The following is a 17,456-nucleotide window of genomic DNA, read 5'->3' on the forward strand; positions in this document are numbered from 1 at the left end:
TGTTGATCTGGCTAAAAAACCAGCAAAAGCGCTCAGAAAGCCTTACAGGCGCTCTGGTGAGGTGTTGGCTTGGGAATAGGGTAAATAAAAAGTGCCACAGGCGTGTCACACGGCCGTTTAAAGTGCTATAGTGATCCGCTCGATGTTGCCTTGACCTCTTACCCTAGGCAGCACAACCATATGTAAGGATGGCCTGAGTTTATGGGTGATTTAGCCAAAGAAATTTTACCGATCAACATTGAAGAAGAACTGAAACAGTCGTACCTCGATTACGCTATGAGTGTAATTGTGGGCCGGGCGCTGCCAGATGTTCGCGACGGCCTTAAGCCGGTGCACAGGCGTGTGCTTTATGCAATGCATGAGTTGGGTAACGACTGGAATAAAGCCTACAAAAAGTCGGCTCGTGTTGTTGGTGATGTGATTGGTAAATACCACCCGCACGGTGATACTGCGGCCTACGATACCATTGTTCGCATGGCGCAAGACTTCAGCATGCGTTACACGCTAGTCGATGGTCAGGGTAACTTTGGCTCAATTGATGGCGACAACGCAGCGGCAATGCGTTATACCGAAGTGCGCATGGAGAAATTCTCGCACGCACTATTAAAAGACCTAGAAAAAGAAACGGTTGATTTCCACGACAACTATGATGGCTCTGAGCAGATGCCAACGGTGTTGCCGACTCGTATTCCAAACTTACTCGTCAACGGTTCAGCCGGTATTGCCGTTGGTATGGCGACAAACATGCCACCGCATAACCTTACAGAGGTGGTAGACGGCTGCTTGGCGTTGATCGACAACCCAGATTTGGAAGTCGATCAATTAATGGAATACATTCCTGGCCCCGACTTCCCAACAGCAGGCTTTATTTATGGCCGTAAAGGTATCGTAGATGCCTACCGCACAGGGCGTGGTCGAATTTATGTTCGTGCCAGAACGCATATTGAAGAAGCTCGCTCGGGCCGCGAAGCCATTATCGTCACTGAAATTCCTTACCAAGTGAACAAAGCGAAGCTAATTGAGAAAATCGCTGACTTGGTAAAAGAGAAGAAAATCGAAGGCATAGCAGAGTTGCGTGATGAATCAGATAAAGATGGTTTACGCATTGCAATTGAGCTAAAACGAGGCGAAAACTCGGACGTTATTCTCAATAACCTATATTCACAGACTCAGATGGAATCTGTGTTTGGCATCAATAACGTTGCCTTGGTGGATGGCCAGCCAAGAACGTTGAACCTAAAAGAAATTGTTGAAGCCTTTATCCGCCACCGCCGCGAAGTGGTCACCCGCCGCTCGGTATACGAGTTGCGCAAAGCGCGTGAACGTGGCCATGTATTGGAAGGGTTAGCGGTTGCCCTAGCAAACATCGACCCAGTGATTGAATTGATTCGCAACTCTGCCAATGGTGCCGAAGCGAAAGAAAAACTGATCGCCACCTCGTGGGAGCTAGGCGGTGTTACGGCAATGCTAGAAAAAGCAGGCCCAGATGCTTGTCGCCCAGATGATCTTGAAGAGCAATATGGTATTCATGATGGTCGCTATCACCTAAGCCCGGATCAAGCGCAAGCCATTCTTGATTTGAAACTGCAAAAACTGACTGGCTTAGAGCACGAAAAGTTAATCGATGAATACAAAAATATCATCGATGAAATCGCCGAACTGCTGAAAATCTTGGGCTCAGTTGAGCGTTTGATGGAAGTTATTCGCGAAGAACTAGCAGAAGTAAAAGATGAGTTTGGCGATGTGCGTCGCACTGAAATTGTTGCTAACCGTCAAGACTTCTCAATCGAAGACTTGATTGATGAACAGCAAATGGTTGTGACACTCAGCCATGGTGGTTACGCAAAGACTCAGCCACTAGCAGACTATGAAGCGCAAAAGCGTGGTGGTCGTGGTCGCTCCTCAACAGCGATGAAAGATGAGGACTTTATTGAGCATCTAGTGTGTACTTCATCGCATGACACCTTGCTGTGTTTCACGAGTGCCGGCAAAGTATACTGGCTAAAAGTGTACGATATTCCAATTGCCTCTCGCCAAGCGCGTGGCCGCCCAATTGTTAACTTGCTGCCACTAGATGAAGAAGAGCGCATCACCAAGCTGCTGCCAGTGCGTGACTATGACGCCGATAAGTTTGTCTTTATGGCAACCCAGAATGGCACCGTTAAGAAGACATCACTGGAAGCCTTCTCACGCCCACGCAGTAACGGCTTAATTGCCTTGAGCCTCGACGAAGGTGACCATCTAATTGGTGCCAATATCACGGATGGCAACTGCACCGTCATGTTGTTCTCCGACCAAGGTAAAGTCGTGCGCTTTAGTGAAGAGCATGTGCGAGCCATGGGACGTACGGCGCGTGGTGTTAGGGGTATTTCACTGCCAGGTGATGCCAAAGTCATCTCGTTAATTATTCCAGATCCTGAAGGTGCCATCCTGACGGCGTCTGAAAATGGCTATGGCAAACGCACCGTGATTAATGACTTCCCAATTAAAGGGCGTGGTACACAAGGTGTGATAGCGATGATTACCAATGAGCGCAATGGCGCTTTGGTTGGTGCGTTGCAAGTTAACGAAAACGACGAAATTATGTTGATTTCAAATAGAGGTACGCTGATTCGTACCCGAATTAACGAGGTCTCAACCACTGGGCGTAATACACAAGGCGTTAAATTAATCCGCGTTGGTGAAGGTGAGCATCTAGTGCAGGTGGAGCGCATTGCTGAAGTGGAAGAAGAAGAAGCAGATGCGGTTCTTGAAGGCGAAGTAGATGGCGCGACGGATGACGCCGGCCAAGTAGATAGCGCCGATGAGCCGCCTGTTGATGGACAAGAGGAAGAATAATCGTGGCTCGTGCTTATAACTTTTGTAGTGGTCCGGCAATGTTGCCGACCGAAGTATTACAACAAGCGCAACAAGAACTGCTAGATTTTCGTGGTTCAGGTGCATCGATCATGGAGGTATCGCACCGTGGCGATACCTTTGTTGAGGTCTATGAACAAGCGGTTAAAGATTTGCGCGATTTAATGCGAATCCCTAACGACTACGAAGTGCTATTTTTGCAAGGTGGTGCAACGCAGCAGTTCTTCACCATTCCAATGAACTTGCTGAGCGATGGCAAGGTTGGTAACTACCTCATTACTGGGCAGTGGTCGAAAAAAGCCATTGCCGCCGCCAAAAAATACGGCCAGGTTCATGTGGCTGCGTCAACCGAAGATGAAAATTTTACCCGCGCGCCGCGTCAAGATGAAATCCAACTGAGTGACAATGCCGCTTACTTGCACTACACCCCAAACGAAACCATTGGTGGCGTAGAGTTTGACTATATTCCGCAAGTTGATGTGCCGCTGATTGCCGACATGAGCTCAACAATTTTGTCTCGCCCGATTGATGTGTCTAAGTTTGGCATTATCTATGCTGGCGCCCAGAAGAACATTGGTCCAAGCGGCTTGGTGGTGATGATTATTCGCAAAGACCTGCTGGGCTTGGTCGACGGCTTACCTAACGTGTTCGATTTTGCAGAAGTTGCCAAAAACGATTCGATGATCAATACCCCTCCGACCTTTTCGATTTATTTGGCCGGTCTGGTGTTTAAATGGCTTAAACGCCAAGGTGGTGTGGATGCCATGGCAAAAGTGAACCAGCGCAAAGCTGAAAAACTTTATCAAGCCATTGATGGTTCGCACTTTTTTAGCAATCCCATTGCGCCAGAGTCTCGCTCTTGGATGAACGTGCCTTTCGTTCTAGCCGATGAGTCACTGAACAGCACATTTTTAACGCAAGCGGAAGATGCTGGGTTGTTAACTCTGCAAGGACACCGCAGCGTGGGTGGTATGCGCGCATCCATCTATAACGCCATGCCTGAGGCGGGTGTTGACGCGTTAATTGATTTCATTCACGCATTTGAGAAGAAATACGCATGAGTGACCAACAAGAGTATGACAAACGCTTATTAGGCTTGCGCGATCAGATTGATGGCATCGACCGTCAACTCCTAGACTTAATTAGCCAACGCGCACAAGCCGCGTTGGAAGTCGCGCAAGTGAAAACCGCTGCTATGGGTGGCAACGTGAAAGATGTTGTGTTTTACCGTCCAGAGCGGGAAGCACAAGTGCTGCAGAAGATCATGGACCTTAACCAAGGGCCACTGCCAAACGAAGATGTCGCTCGCTTATTTCGCCAAATAATGTCAGCTTGTCTGGCGTTTGAGCAGCCATTAACGGTCGCGTTTTTAGGGCCCGAAGGTTCCTTCACGCAAGAAGCAGCAATGAAGCACTTTGGCGACTGGGCGATCACTAAGCCAATGATTGCCATCGATGAAGTATTCCGTGAAGTCGAAGCAGGCGCGGCTCAATATGGTGTCGTGCCGGTCGAAAACTCAACCGAAGGCGTGGTGAATCACACCTTGGATAGCTTCCTAAGCGCTGGTGTGAAAATTTGCGGCGAAGTTGAGTTGCGTATTCATCAGAACTTGATGATTGGTCAGAACACCAAGGCAGATGGCATTACTCGAATTTATAGCCATCAACAGTCTTTGGCGCAATGCCGTAAATGGCTCGACTTGTATTACCCGAACGTCGAACGAGTTGCGGTGTCTAGCAACTCTGAAGCAGCGCGGCGAGTCAAATTAGAGTGGAACAGTGCGGCGATTGGCTCAGCGCTCGCAGCTGAGCGTTACGATCTTGAAATTCTACAAAAGAATATTGAAGACCGCCCAGATAACTCAACGCGTTTCTTAATTATTTCTCGAGATCAAGTGGCCCCGAGCGGCAAAGATAAAACATCGATCATTGTTGAAATGCGCAATGAACCCGGTGCATTATTCCACTTGTTACAACCTTTCCATGTGCATGATATTGACCTGACACGTGTGGAAACCCGACCTAGCCCCAACGGGACTTGGGCTTATGTATTCTTTATCGACTTTGCTGGCCACATTGAGCAGCCAGAAGTACGCAAGTGCATGCAAGCACTCGGTAAGCTGGCGGTAAATGTAAAAGAGCTTGGCTCTTATCCAGTAGCGGTGTTGTGAGGATTGTATGACAACCGACTTTAGCGCATTGGCAACTGCAGGGGTGCAAACCCTGCAACCCTATCAACCGGGCAAGCCAGAAGATGAGCTTCAGCGAGAGCTGGGGCTGACTGATATCGTCAAGCTTGCATCGAACGAAAACCCACTGGGTCCAAGCGAGAAGGCACTCGCGGCCATTGCTGATGCAAGCCAGAACTTAGGCCGCTATCCAGACGGCTCTGGATTTCAGCTGAAAGCAACTTTGGCCGACCTACATAATGTGGCGCCAGCGCAGATTACCTTAGGTAATGGCTCTAACGACGTATTAGATCTTGTCGCGCGGGCTTTTTTAGGCCCGGGCCGAGAAGCAATTTTCTCTGAGCATGCGTTTGCAGTCTACCCAATCGCGACCGCTGCAGTGGGTGCGACCGCCTGTGTTGCCAAAGCAGATAACTACGGCCATGACTTGGATGCGATGGCACAGCTGATCACAGATAAAACGTCGGTCATCTTTATTGCCAATCCTAACAACCCAACCGGTACTTGGTTATCGAAAGGTGAGTTAAAAGCTTTTTTAAAGCTTGTCCCTAGTCACGTCATCGTGGTGCTAGACGAAGCTTATTATGAGTATGTTGAGCAAGAAAATTATCCTAATGGGTTGAAACTAGCCAAACGCTACGACAATGTCATTGTTACCCGCACGTTTTCGAAGATTCATGGCTTAGCGGGTTTGCGAATTGGCTATGGCATTTCGCATCCTGAGGTTGCCGACATGCTAAATCGTGTTCGCCAGCCGTTTAACTGCAATTCGGTTGCACTGGCAGCAGCGCAGGCCGCGGTATTAGATGAAGAACATGTGGTTCGCAGTCGTGAGCTCAATAGTGCCGGTTTAGCACAAGTTCGTCGAGGCTTGCAAAGTTTAAACCGTCCGTTTATCGACTCAGTCGGTAATTTCCTTTGCGTGCATGTGGGTGATGCTGCTTTGGTCTATCAGAAGCTACTAGAGAAGGGTGTGATTACTCGCCCGGTGGCTGGTTATGGTATGCCAGAGTACTTGCGCGTCACTATAGGCTTAGAGTCCGAAAATCAGCGCTTTTTAGATGCGCTTGAGGCGGTGTTAAGCGAATGAGTGCACCGTCTGTCCTTGTCGTGGGATTAGGGCTGATTGGTGCATCATTTGCGTTGGCAGTTCGGCGCAGTGGTCGAGCACGCGAAGTGCTTGGTTATGATGCGCATGCGGAATCGATCGATATCGCACTGGATCGCGGCATCATTGACCGTGGTGGTCGTCTGGCCGAACTTGCCCCGCAAGCTGATGTGCTAATGCTGGCCGTTCCTGTATTAGCGGTTCGAAAAGTATTGGCTGAAATTGAGTCTTATCTGCCCGAGCATTGTGTGATTACCGACGTTGGCTCGGTAAAACGCGAATTTGATCTCTGTGTGCGTGAGCAAATTCCACACCGCTTGCCTTATGTTGTGCCTGGCCACCCAATCGCTGGCGCTGAAAAGAGTGGCGTCACCGCTGCCAAACCCGACTTGTTTGCTAAGCACAATGTGATCTTAACGCCGTTATCGCAAAGCTTGCCCGAGTCGATCGAACAGGTTCGAAATCTATGGGAAGGCTGTCATGCGCACGTAGTGGAAATGCCAGTGCAGCGCCATGATGAAGTGTTAGCCGCGACCAGTCATGTACCACATTTATTAGCCTTCAGCCTGGTTGATACGCTTGCCAAAGCGCCCGATAACCATGATGTGTTTCATCATGCCGCCGGGGGCTTTCGAGACTTTACCCGAATTGCCGCCTCCGACCCTGTAATGTGGCGTGATATATTTGTCGCCAACAAGGCTGCCACATTAGCCGTGTTGGATCGCTTTAGTAATGATCTAAATACGCTCAAACAAGCAATCGCCGCCGAAAATGGCGATTATATGATTGATGTATTTCAGCGAGCTAGAACAGCACGTAACCAGTTTGCTCGTATTCTAACCCAGCGGGCATTGGACCGAACCAGTGGTCCAAGGTTGCGGGTAACGCTAGCCATAGAAAAAGCGCTAGCCGGTGATCTCTATCCCACTGGCGATAGAGTGACCAGTCACCATGCGTTGATTCTCGCCGCACTGGCAGATGGCGAATCACAATTTGACTCGCTGGCGCAAAATGAAAGTGTGCTAGCGACGACGCAAGCTCTGCAAGAACTCGGTGTTGAAATTCATCAAGATGATCATATTACTCGAGTCAAGGGCGTTGGCAGTGAAGGGTTTACTGAGCCTAGCGGTGATATTTATGTGGCCGAGTCTTCCACTAGCCTGCGCCTGTTAACTGGGCTGCTGGTGTCGCAACCCTTTACCGCGCGCTTGACCGCTAGTAAGCGGCTAGAGCAGTTGTCTTTGATGCCTATGGTGGCACCATTGAAGCAAATGAATGCCCATATTGAGCTTGGCCCGCGCTATAGTGCGCCCGTTACCGTCCATGGCCGCAATTCGTTGCACAGTGCCACAGTGCAAGCAGGTAGTGGTGGTGGCTTGGAGCGAGGGCCGCTGATGCTTGCGGCACTGCAGGCGAAAGGTGTAACCAGTATTCGCCATTTGCCTAATACTCCAGATCACATGGAGCGTTGGCTAGCCTATATGGGGGCAGGTGTTGTGAGCAGCATTGGTCATGTACAGGTCGCCGGCGGTGGTGAACCGTTGCAAGCGAAAAAATGCCAAATCCCAGGTGACACACTGCTGGCTGGCTTCTTTGCTGCCTTAGCAATATTAACGCCAGGCAGCGAAGTGCAGCTGCACAATATTAGTATGAATCCAACGCGCTCAGCATTATTTAACGTATTACAGCGCATGGGTGCGCTACTGCAGGTCTCGCCAGGCAAGTTATTTGGCCCAGAACCAACGGCTAATATCACCGTGCGCGCCAGCGAGCTGAGTAGTACGCATGTAGCGGAGTTCGAGGCCGCAAGCATGGTGCATGAGTTGCCGTTACTGATTGCTTTAGCTGCCCATGCTCAGCGCGAAACAACGATAGCTGGCGTAGCTGTGTTGCGCGATAACCTGTCAGACCGGCTAACGGGTTTAATGACAGCACTGGCAAAGTTAGGTATACAAACAGAATTACATGGTGATGTGTTGAGTGTGCAAGGTGGTGAGTTGAGTGGCGGTGTGATATCAGCCCAAAACGATCCCGTATTGACCATTGCGCTCATGTTGCTGCAATGTCGTAATGACCAGTTGGTCGAGATCACTGAGCCCGGAGACTTGTCGGGCTTGTACCCAGAGTGGCCGAATTGGAGCCAGTTTGGTGTGCACATAAGAGAGGAAACGGTATGAAACCAGTATTAACCATCGACGGTCCTAGTGGCTCTGGTAAAGGCACTATTGCAGCTCGTATCGCGCTCGATACCGGCTGGATGCTGCTCGACTCGGGTGCGCTATATCGTCTCACCGGTTTGGCTTGTGACCGTAAAGACATTGACCTAGAAGACGAGCCAGCCGTTGCCGAAGTGGCGCGCAATCTAGATGTGGAGTTTGACCAGACCGAAGGATCAACACGCGTACTGCTAGAGCAGGTTGATGTCACTGCTACCATTCGCACCGAAAAAGTGGCTGCTCTTGCATCAAGAGTGGCAAAATTACCATCGGTTCGGGATGCGTTATTACAGCGCCAGAGAGACTTTGCTGCCGAGCAAGGTTTAGTTGCTGATGGTCGTGATATGGGCACTGTGGTGTTCCCTGATGCGCCAGCTAAAGTTTACTTAACGGCCAGTGCCGAAGAGCGTGCCAAGCGCCGTGTGCTACAGCTAAAAGAACAAGGTGAAAAGGTCGACTATGAAACCATTCTCGCCGACATAAAAGCGCGCGATGATCGCGATATGAATCGCACTGTTGCGCCGCTGAAACCGGCTGCGGATGCCATTGAGATTGATTCTTCCAAGCTTAGCATCGACGAAGTGATTCAACGCGTTGAGCGCTTGCTTATTGAAAAAGGGTTGATTAAATAAGCCATATTTTCGCGTTTCAAGTCGCTAGGTTGCACGGCGCTTTTTTTGCTGCCGGTCAACCTTGGCTATGGCGATGAACTGTAAAACCAGCGCCATCTACACACATCCTACAAAGAATCCCTCGAAGCGTTGTTATTGCGCTTAAATCATGTACAATATGCGCCCGTTTATCTCTATAAACGAACCACTATTTTGGGTGCGGCGTAGTTTGTTTCTTACCGAAACCAGCATTGCAGATTGCGTCGCTAAACTAGATTGACCCGTGCTAGCTGGGGTACGGAGAAGTCTGCAGAGTTTTATCTGTAGACCGTTAATCACAAAGAACTGGGTTTTTCCGAATGGAAAATTTTGCTGAATTATTTGAAGAAAGCTTAAAAGAAATTGAAATGCAGCCAGGCAGCATCATTAATGGTGTTGTGGTTGCTATCGACAGCGACTGGGTAACTATCCACGCTGGCCTTAAGTCTGAAGGTGTTGTGCCGCGTAGCCAATTCCTAAACGATAAAGGCGAGTTGGAAGTTGCTGTTGGCGACGAAGTGAAAGTAGCACTTGAAGCGGTTGAAGATGGCTTCGGTGACACTCGTCTGTCTCGCGAAAAAGCTAAGCGCGCCGAAGTTTGGGGCGAGCTAGAAGCTGCTTCTGAAAAAGAAGAAGTGGTTATGGGTATCATCAACGGTAAAGTTAAGGGTGGTTTCACTGTTGACATTACTGGTATCCGTGCATTCTTGCCTGGTTCTTTGGTAGACGTACGCCCTGTACGTGACACTGCACACCTAGAAGGCAAAGAGCTTGAGTTCAAAGTAATCAAGCTTGACCGTCGTCGTAACAACGTTGTTGTATCTCGCCGTGCGGTGCTTGAAGAAGCAAACAGTGCTGAGCGTGAAGAGCTACTGGCTAACCTACAAGAAGGTCAGCAAGTTAAAGGTATCGTTAAGAACCTTACTGACTACGGCGCGTTCGTTGACTTGGGTGGTGTTGACGGTCTACTACACATCACTGACATGGCTTGGAAGCGCATCAAGCACCCAAGCGAGATCGTACAAGTTGGTGACGAGATCGACGTTAAAGTACTTAAGTTCGACCGTGAACGTAACCGCGTATCACTAGGTCTTAAGCAGCTAGGTGCAGATCCATGGGTAAGCATCAAAGAGCGTTATCCTGAAGAGCTAGTTGTGAAAGCGAAAGTAACTAACCTAACTGACTACGGTTGTTTCGCTGAGCTAGAAGAAGGCGTTGAAGGTCTAGTACACGTTTCTGAAATGGACTGGACGAACAAGAACATCCATCCTTCGAAAGTTGTTCAAGTTGGCGACGAGATCGAAGTTATGGTTCTTGATATCGACGAAGAGCGTCGTCGTATTTCTCTGGGTATCAAACAAACTCAGCAGAACCCATGGGAAGGCTTCTCTTCAAGCTTCAACAAGGGCGACAAGATCTCTGGTAAGATCAAGTCAATCACTGACTTCGGTATCTTCATTGGTCTTGACGGTGGCATCGACGGCCTTGTGCACCTATCAGACATCAGCTGGAACGAGTCTGGTGAAGAAGCGGTACGCAAGTTCAAGAAAGGTGACGAAGTTGAGACAGTTATCCTGTCTATCGACCCTGAGCGCGAGCGCATCTCACTAGGTATCAAGCAGCTAGATAGCGATCCGTTCGCTGAGTACGTTGCTGAGAACGACAAAGGCGCGATCGTAACTGGTACAATCACTGAAGTAGACGCCAAAGGCGCAGTGGTTAAGCTAGCTGAAGACGTTGAAGCGTTCTTGAAAGTGGGTGACATCAGCGTTGAGCGTGTTGAAGATGCACGTAGCGAGCTGAAAGAAGGCGAAGAGATCGAAGTTAAGATCATCAACGTTGACCGTAAGAACCGCACTGTAGCTGTTTCTATCAAGGCTAAAGACCTAGAAGAAGAAAAAGCAGCAGTTCGCGAACTACGTAACGCGCCACAAGCTGACACTAGCGGCCCAACGACACTAGGTGAGTTGATCCGCCAGAAGATGGAAGAAGACAAGTAATTCTTCTTTTTATCAAAAAAAACCGCGCTCAGGCGCGGTTTTTTTATGACTAGACATAAATCAATTTTCCATAAGTGGTTGAAAAACATACTAATTCTGTCATCTTTGTTGTATAAGCTTTAAACAAGCTAAGTACGACGGAGACAACTTATGACCAAGTCAGAGTTGATTGAAAGGGTTACAGCACTTGCGCTTGAGCGAGACGTCTCGCTTACTTCCAGAGAAGTAGAGCTAGCGGTAAAGTCGATTATTGAGCAAATGTCAGATGTATTATCTGAAGGTGATCGAATTGAAATTCGTGGATTTGGTAGTTTTTCTTTGCACTACCGCGCGCCTAGAGTAGGGCGCAACCCTAAAACGGGCGAAGCGGTAGAGTTAGAAGGCAAGTTTGTCCCGCATTTTAAGCCAGGTAAAGACCTGCGCGAGCAAGTCAATGCTGCAAAAAAACGCTAGCATTCAAAGCGCGCTAAGGTAAGATCAAGGTCTGCTCTTCATGGAGGGACCATGCAAATTCTAAAGTGGCTTCGCATAGCGTTGATTCTGCTCATATCATGTATTGCTTTGGTGTTTGGTATTCAAAATCACCAAGCGGTTTCCTTACAGTTTGTTATTTGGCAATCGCCTGCGTTAGGCGTGCAAGTGTGGTTAGGCTTGGCCTTTCTGGCCGGTATTTTATCTAGCTTGTTGTTGGTACGTCGCAAATAATGATTTCTGTTGAAGTGCTATTGGCTGTTGGTATCGTTTTTTCTATAGGGCTGCTTGTAGGCTACCGGCTCAAACGCCAGCGTGTGCTGAAAAAAGACTTCACCGAGCGCCTAAAAGTTCCAGACGTCAAAGTAGAGTTCTCATCCTGGGAGCAGCTGCTAAGCTTTGGTGAAAAGCTGCGCAAAGAAGGGCGCTACGACGAAGCGGTGCAGTTACATCAGTCGATGCTTGCCGACGATCAATGGCAATCATGCTATCAGTCTATACAGTTTCAACTAGCCGAAGACTTCTATTTTTCGGGCCTATATGACCGAGCCGAGCGTATTTATCACCTAGCGCTAGAAACCAAAGAATTTCACCACAAAGCATTACTAAGACTTGCGAGTATTGCTGCTAGGTTGCGTGACTGGCAGCGCTTAAGTGAGTTGTTAAGCAGTGAAAAACGCTTAGAGGGTGAACTAGCGAAACTTTATGTGCATAGTCAATGCGAAATAGCCTTACGCCATAGGGAGCATGGGCTAGTAGAGCTTGCCGACGAAACAATTAAGAGACTACAGAAATCTTTTGCTGAGCACCCTAGAGTCAAGATGATGGCCACCCAGCCAGCGGCGACCGGGCAGTTGCCACACAGCCAATCGCTGGCGCAGTTGCTTGAGTCTGAACCGAATATGGCGAAGTTTCAGCAAGCACTACTGATAGCCCATAAAAATGGTTTGTCGCTTGCTCAGCTTTATAGTCAGTTGGAACAGGCAGGATGGTTGCAACGACGCTATCAATGTAACTATTGCGGCTACACAGCCAGTCAGCATTACTGGCAATGCCCTCAATGCGAGCACTGGGAGACGTTAAAAGATGAAGTGTAGCCGCTAAGCTTTTGATTTTTTTAAATATTTTTAAAAAAGTCCTTGCAAGGAACGGTGATATCAGTAATATACACAACCGTTCCGAGGCCAACAGCTAATAAGCTGTTCGGAAGCTAACAAAGCCTGTTAGGCAGGTTTAAAAAGTTAGTAACTGCGTCCCGTTCGTCTAGTGGCCTAGGACACCGCCCTTTCACGGCGGTAACAGGGGTTCGAGTCCCCTACGGGATGCCATTGCGGGAATAGCTCAGTGGTAGAGCACAACCTTGCCAAGGTTGGGGNTTAAAGCCAGCTTGAAATAGCTGGCTTTTTTGGTTTCTGCGAAATAAAAAGTCTGTAGGTTTTACAAACCGAAGGTTTGGGAAACAAATCACTGCGTCACACCCGAGTGCTTTTATCGGGTGTCTAGCTTGTTGTTTCGAATGTGGTGATTAGATTCCCGCCTACGCGGGAATGACTGTTGCCCGGCGCGAAAACATGCGCCGTACAACCTACGGTTGGTTTTCGAAACAATTACCAGCTGGCAAAAATTGTTTAAATTGTAAGCAAATGAAAATTTTATTTGTCTTATTAAGAAAATATGGCAAAAAAGGTGTTGACGCTGGTTTGGGAATCCCTATAATGCGTCCCCGTCAACGGCGATGACGTCGGCGAGATTGATCGGAGCATAGCGCAGTCTGGTAGCGCATCTGGTTTGGGACCAGAGGGTCGGGGGTTCGAATCCCTCTGCTCCGACCAATGAAAACTGAGCGCCCGTAGCTCAGTTGGATAGAGCAACGGCCTTCTAAGCCGTGGGTCGCGGGTTCGAATCCTGCCGGGCGTGCCAAGTTGACAAATGTGGTGACCGTAGCTCAGTCGGTAGAGCTCTGGATTGTGGCTCCAGCGGTCGTGGGTTCGATCCCCATCGGTCACCCCAAGTAGCACTTTAAATGCTGCAACAAGTTATGCGGATGTGGTGGAATTGGTAGACACGCTGGATTTAGGTTCCAGTGCCGCGAGGCGTGAGAGTTCGAGTCTCTCCATCCGCACCAATTTAAAGAAGCCCGAAGGTTAACGCCTTCGGGTTTTTTGCTTTTTAAGGATATTGCTCAATGGCCACTGTTAATGTGCCAATTGATGTCCATCAATAAAAATCACTCGTATTAATACAAATCCAACACTTCTTAACACGAATGAACAATACGCTGCGTTTTAGCGCTCATTGCTCGTCTACGCTAAACAATAACTGCTTTATTACCGGAAGTTAACAGTCCAGACCTAGTCGAGCCGCATGGGGACGGAAGCGGTATGCAAGCGAATAGCGGTGACGTATGTCGTGCAGTTAACTCGCCTAATGGTTGCTGCCCACAAGGAGTTCGCGATGTTCTCTAAGATGAAGCTCGGTACACAACTCAGCCTCGGATACGGCGTAGTCGTCGTATTTCTATTAGTTATCTCAGTTGTTTCTTTTATTGGTCTTAGCTCAGCGATTGCAGGGTTTAACGAATACCGAAATCTGGCGCGAGATGCCAACCTGTCTGGTCGAGTTCAGGCTAATATGTCTGAAGTCCGCATTGATGCCAAAAACTACATTTTAAATGGCACGCAAGAAGCGAAGAATAACTTTGAGCAACGCTATGAACTTTTGAAAGAGTTAGTAGCGCAGGCAGACGAAGAAATTCAAAAGCCGGAACGGGCTGAAAAAGTTGATATCGTCGTCAATGAACTAGATAGCTATCGCACTGCTTTCGAGCGGGTTGTTGAGCTGCTCTCCGAAGAGGAGCAAATCGTAAATCAACAGATACTGACGGCAGGTGCTGCCATGATTGACAGTATTGAGCAAATCACTGATCGCACTTTTTCAGACAATAACACCAGAGCACTCTATTACGCTGGTAAGGTACAAGCTTCTATGTTGGAAGCTCGACTGGCTGTTGCCAAGTTTTTAGAGTCCGCCGACCCAGCCCAGGTTCAGATTGCTCATCAAGAGCTGGATGATAATACAGCAACTAACCTAGAGCGTTTAACTGCCGTAGTTGTCGATCGTGAAACCCGAGATCTAGTGCGCCAATTTGATACGGCGATGCAGAGCTATGCAACAGCTTTAGATCGGCTTGATGTGGTTATTTCTCAACGAGAGAATCTAATTGTTAATCAGCTAGACCGCATTGGGCCTGTAATTGCGCAAGCAACGGAAGATGTAAAACTATCCGTGCAAACCGATCAGGATACGCTGGGTCCGCAGGTTCGAGCCAATAACGAAGCAACCCAACAAATGATTATCTGGGTGTCTGTCGCCTCAGTTTTATTGGCAATTGTGTTATCGTTTTTCTTAGTGCGAATCGTTAAGCGTCCACTTGGTGGTGAACCGGCAGAGATGAAGGCTATTGCTGAGCGCCTAGCCGAGGGTGATTTGACGATGACGTTTACCAATCGGGATGCCGCGACCGGTCTCTACGCTGCCATCATATCTATGGTTGACCGGTTAACTCAGATTGTTTCTGAGGTAAATAGCGCCAGTGATGCACTCGCCTCGGCTTCAGAAGAGGTGTCAGCAACGGCTCAAAACCTTAGCCAAGGGGCAAGCGAGCAAGCGGCAAGTGTTGAAGAAACAACTGCCTCGGTTGAACAAATGTCGGCGTCAATTGCGCAGAATAATGAAAATGCCAAAGTCACCGACAGCATGTCGACAAAATCTGCGATTGAAGCGAGAGAAGGCGGTGTGGCGGTAAATGATACCGTTGCTGCAATGAAATCCATCGCTGAGAAAATCAGTATCATCGATGACATTGCCTACCAAACCAATTTGCTGGCCTTGAATGCTGCTATCGAGGCTGCGAGGGCCGGAGAGCACGGTAAAGGCTTTGCCGTTGTGGCGGCTGAGGTGAGAAAGTTGGCTGAACGCAGCCAGGTTGCGTCGCAAGAAATCGGCGAGGTGGCACAAAGCAGTGTCAGCTTGGCAGAAAAGGCGGGCAGTTTGTTAGATGAAATGGTGCCTTCGATTGAAAAAACGTCCAGCTTGGTACAAGAAATCAGTGCTGCATCAGTGGAGCAAGCTACTGGGGCGAGCCAAATTAATACGGCGATGGAGCAACTTAATAGTATTACCCAACAAAGCGCTTCGTCTGCAGAGGAGCTAGCGTCCACATCAGAAGAAATGAGCAGTCAGGCGCAGCAATTGCAGCAGCTAATGACGTTCTTTCAAATTAACGCTACAACTAGAAATGCAGTAAGGCCGTTGTCAGCAGCATCGACTAAGCCTAAGCCTGCGGTATCTAGCAATGATGATGACCATGATGAGGGTGCTCAATCCTACGTGAGATTCTAATGATGCAAGCCTTAACAAGGGGCTGGCATTAAAAAGCGCTGATTGAATATCAGCGCTTTTTTGTATCGTATTATTAATTGTGATCAGGCTAGATTTAGTAACTGAAGTACTTTTCCTTGGTCTTGGTTCGCTTGTGCTTGCATCGCGATATCTATTTGATCACGCACATTATTTGCCGTTAGCTCACTGATTTCTTTGGCAAGATCTGCGTCTTCTATCCGTGATCTGGCTTGCTGGGCATCTAGGCTTGATTGACTTAGGCGCTCTACCGTGGCGTCTAGCCTGTTTTGGGCAGCGCCGAAGTTGACGGCTTGCTCTGTTACCGTGCTAATTGCAGCATCTATATCGTCGAGACTGTTCAGGTTATTGCTCAAATCACTTAAATCGGGCAATGCAACAGCTAACGTTTGGCCAGCTTGGTCGCCAACCTGTAAGTCGAGTGATTTTGATTCGCTGAACAACGACTGTCCGTTAAACGAAGCACTCTTTAATGATTCATTAATGCCCGACAGTAGTTGCTGCTTTTCTTTTTCAAGCAGTGCTTTGTCTGACTCGCTGTATATGCCATTACCAGACTGCATAGTTAGTTCGCGCAATCGTTGCAGCCCATCAGTCACAGACGATAATGTGCCGCTGGCGGTTTGCAGAAGTGAAGCGCCATCACCAGCATTTTTAATCGCTTGTGTTTTGCCATTCACGGCAGCGTCGATACGAGTGCTGATGGCACTTCCAGCGGCGTCGTCCTTGGCGCTGTTGATCTGTTTGCCACTGCTAATTCTTTGCTGCGTTTGCTGAACTGCCATGTTGGCATCTAATGAAATCGCCATAGCTGCTCCTCGACAACTGGTTATGGCTTATATTTTAGCGTTATACTGCCCTGAGTGGTTAAAAAGTAGACAAATCGATTCAGTTGCTTACATATTGTTGCAACAGCGAGTCGTTAGTAAGAGGAAAAACATGACTGATAACAAGGTAAAAAAGGACTTTACACTATTAGTGGCGCTCGCATTGGTAATGTTTGCCTTGCAATTGATCAACTTCATCACAAGCGGCTGGGTATCTGGTTTTGGTATCGTGCCACGCCAGCTCGATGCGCTATTGTATATTCCCATTGCACCATTTATTCACCATAATTGGTCGCACTTTTTTGCCAATATTATTCCGTTTTTACTATTAAGCTGGTTAATACTTCGGCAAGGCGTTCGAGCCTATTTGTTCGTTACACTCTTAGTTACTATGGTTGCAGGACTAGCGGTATGGCTGTTTGCCAGCCTTGGATATCACGCAGGGGCCAGTATTTTAGTGTTTGGTTACTGGGGGTATTTAATTAGTATTGCAGTGTTTCGTCGCCGGTTGACGGATGTTGTCATCGCTATCCTTGTGTTAGCAATTTACGGTGGGCTGTTTTGGTCGCTCTTTCGTTTATTGCCCAATGTCAGTTGGTCGAGCCACTTTTTTGGGTTATTGGCTGGTGTGTTGGCTGCCTGGTTGCGCCGAAATATAAAGGAATCAAATATTTGACAGTTATTTAGCCATTTTATTGGCTGCTTTTCGCACAAAAAAAGT

Annotated in this window: 13 protein-coding genes and 5 tRNA genes; 17 read left to right on the plus strand and 1 reads right to left on the minus strand. The window is 48.4% G+C overall.

The window, feature by feature from the left end:
- Positions 1-201 precede the first annotated feature (201 nt).
- From gyrA to DUW71_RS14955, 16 genes are all read left to right on the plus strand, one after another.
- The gene (gyrA, locus tag DUW71_RS14880; protein ID WP_119396063.1) at positions 202-2,838 is read left to right on the plus strand and encodes a DNA gyrase subunit A; all 2,637 of its coding nucleotides are present in this window, start codon (positions 202-204) and stop codon (positions 2,836-2,838) included.
- A 2-nt stretch (positions 2,839-2,840) separates the two neighbouring features.
- A complete protein-coding gene (gene serC / locus DUW71_RS14885; RefSeq protein WP_119396064.1) occupies positions 2,841-3,917 on the plus strand; it encodes a 3-phosphoserine/phosphohydroxythreonine transaminase in 1,077 nt (358 codons plus the stop codon).
- A complete protein-coding gene (gene pheA / locus DUW71_RS14890; RefSeq protein WP_119396065.1) occupies positions 3,914-5,026 on the plus strand; it encodes a prephenate dehydratase in 1,113 nt (370 codons plus the stop codon). The genes serC and pheA overlap by 4 nt, the downstream gene beginning before the upstream one ends.
- Before the next feature lie 7 nt (positions 5,027-5,033).
- On the plus strand, positions 5,034-6,134 hold the full coding sequence (gene hisC, locus DUW71_RS14895; RefSeq protein WP_119396066.1) for a histidinol-phosphate transaminase: 1,101 nt from the start codon (positions 5,034-5,036) through the stop codon (positions 6,132-6,134).
- Complete coding sequence (locus tag DUW71_RS14900; protein ID WP_119396067.1) at positions 6,131-8,329, plus strand: prephenate dehydrogenase/arogenate dehydrogenase family protein; 2,199 nt, start codon at positions 6,131-6,133, stop codon at positions 8,327-8,329. Before hisC ends, DUW71_RS14900 begins: the two co-directional genes overlap by 4 nt.
- The gene (gene cmk, locus DUW71_RS14905; protein ID WP_119396068.1) at positions 8,326-9,000 is read left to right on the plus strand and encodes a (d)CMP kinase; all 675 of its coding nucleotides are present in this window, start codon (positions 8,326-8,328) and stop codon (positions 8,998-9,000) included. Before DUW71_RS14900 ends, cmk begins: the two co-directional genes overlap by 4 nt.
- A gap of 338 nt (positions 9,001-9,338) precedes the next feature.
- Complete coding sequence (rpsA, locus tag DUW71_RS14910) at positions 9,339-11,018, plus strand: 30S ribosomal protein S1 (RefSeq protein WP_119396069.1); 1,680 nt, start codon at positions 9,339-9,341, stop codon at positions 11,016-11,018.
- Positions 11,019-11,168: 150 nt separating this feature from the next.
- Entirely contained in the window at positions 11,169-11,471 is a 303-nt protein-coding gene (ihfB, locus tag DUW71_RS14915; protein ID WP_119396070.1) for an integration host factor subunit beta, read from the plus strand.
- 51 nt (positions 11,472-11,522) lie between these two features.
- Positions 11,523-11,723: a hypothetical protein gene (locus DUW71_RS14920; RefSeq protein WP_119396071.1), complete on the plus strand. Its 201-nt coding sequence runs from the start codon at positions 11,523-11,525 to the stop codon at positions 11,721-11,723.
- A complete protein-coding gene (locus DUW71_RS14925) occupies positions 11,723-12,586 on the plus strand; it encodes a hypothetical protein (protein ID WP_119396072.1) in 864 nt (287 codons plus the stop codon). Before DUW71_RS14920 ends, DUW71_RS14925 begins: the two co-directional genes overlap by 1 nt.
- A gap of 155 nt (positions 12,587-12,741) precedes the next feature.
- Positions 12,742-12,817, plus strand: a tRNA-Glu gene (locus DUW71_RS14930).
- Between the two features lie 427 nt (positions 12,818-13,244).
- Positions 13,245-13,321, plus strand: a tRNA-Pro gene (locus DUW71_RS14935).
- An 11-nt stretch (positions 13,322-13,332) separates the two neighbouring features.
- Positions 13,333-13,409 (plus strand) — tRNA-Arg (locus DUW71_RS14940).
- A gap of 14 nt (positions 13,410-13,423) precedes the next feature.
- A tRNA-His gene (locus DUW71_RS14945) sits at positions 13,424-13,499 on the plus strand.
- 30 nt (positions 13,500-13,529) lie between these two features.
- Positions 13,530-13,614 (plus strand) — tRNA-Leu (locus tag DUW71_RS14950).
- A 329-nt stretch (positions 13,615-13,943) separates the two neighbouring features.
- Positions 13,944-15,890 (plus strand): HAMP domain-containing methyl-accepting chemotaxis protein, encoded by a 1,947-nt coding sequence (locus DUW71_RS14955; RefSeq protein WP_199671237.1) that lies wholly within the window; start codon positions 13,944-13,946, stop codon positions 15,888-15,890.
- An 83-nt stretch (positions 15,891-15,973) separates the two neighbouring features.
- Here DUW71_RS14955 and DUW71_RS14960 read toward each other — a convergent pair whose 3' ends face one another.
- The gene (locus DUW71_RS14960; RefSeq protein ID WP_119396073.1) at positions 15,974-16,717 is read right to left on the minus strand and encodes a flagellin; all 744 of its coding nucleotides are present in this window, start codon (positions 16,715-16,717) and stop codon (positions 15,974-15,976) included.
- Between the two features lie 130 nt (positions 16,718-16,847).
- On the opposite strand from DUW71_RS14960, the gene DUW71_RS14965 reads away from it, so the two are divergent.
- A complete protein-coding gene (locus tag DUW71_RS14965) occupies positions 16,848-17,411 on the plus strand; it encodes a rhomboid family intramembrane serine protease (protein WP_119396074.1) in 564 nt (187 codons plus the stop codon).
- Positions 17,412-17,456: the final 45 nt, after the last annotated feature.

It is taken from the genome of Salinibius halmophilus (genome assembly GCF_003577475.1).
GTDB lineage: Bacteria > Pseudomonadota > Gammaproteobacteria > Pseudomonadales > Natronospirillaceae > Salinibius > Salinibius halmophilus.

Bases quoted from the DNA above. Each gene is read 5' to 3' on its own strand.
- pheA (WP_119396065.1), top strand. From the start codon at position 3,914: ATGAGTGACCAACAAGAGTATGACAAACGCTTATTAGGCTTGCGCGAT.
- gyrA (WP_119396063.1), top strand. From the start codon at position 202: ATGGGTGATTTAGCCAAAGAAATTTTACCGATCAACATTGAAGAAGAA.
- DUW71_RS14920 (WP_119396071.1), top strand. From the start codon at position 11,523: ATGCAAATTCTAAAGTGGCTTCGCATAGCGTTGATTCTGCTCATATCA.
- cmk (WP_119396068.1), top strand. From the start codon at position 8,326: ATGAAACCAGTATTAACCATCGACGGTCCTAGTGGCTCTGGTAAAGGC.
- DUW71_RS14965 (WP_119396074.1), top strand. From the start codon at position 16,848: ATGACTGATAACAAGGTAAAAAAGGACTTTACACTATTAGTGGCGCTC.
- ihfB (WP_119396070.1), top strand. From the start codon at position 11,169: ATGACCAAGTCAGAGTTGATTGAAAGGGTTACAGCACTTGCGCTTGAG.
- DUW71_RS14960 (WP_119396073.1), bottom strand. From the start codon at position 16,717: ATGGCGATTTCATTAGATGCCAACATGGCAGTTCAGCAAACGCAGCAA.
- hisC (WP_119396066.1), top strand. From the start codon at position 5,034: ATGACAACCGACTTTAGCGCATTGGCAACTGCAGGGGTGCAAACCCTG.
- DUW71_RS14900 (WP_119396067.1), top strand. From the start codon at position 6,131: ATGAGTGCACCGTCTGTCCTTGTCGTGGGATTAGGGCTGATTGGTGCA.
- rpsA (WP_119396069.1), top strand. From the start codon at position 9,339: ATGGAAAATTTTGCTGAATTATTTGAAGAAAGCTTAAAAGAAATTGAA.
- DUW71_RS14925 (WP_119396072.1), top strand. From the start codon at position 11,723: ATGATTTCTGTTGAAGTGCTATTGGCTGTTGGTATCGTTTTTTCTATA.
- DUW71_RS14955 (WP_199671237.1), top strand. From the start codon at position 13,944: ATGTTCTCTAAGATGAAGCTCGGTACACAACTCAGCCTCGGATACGGC.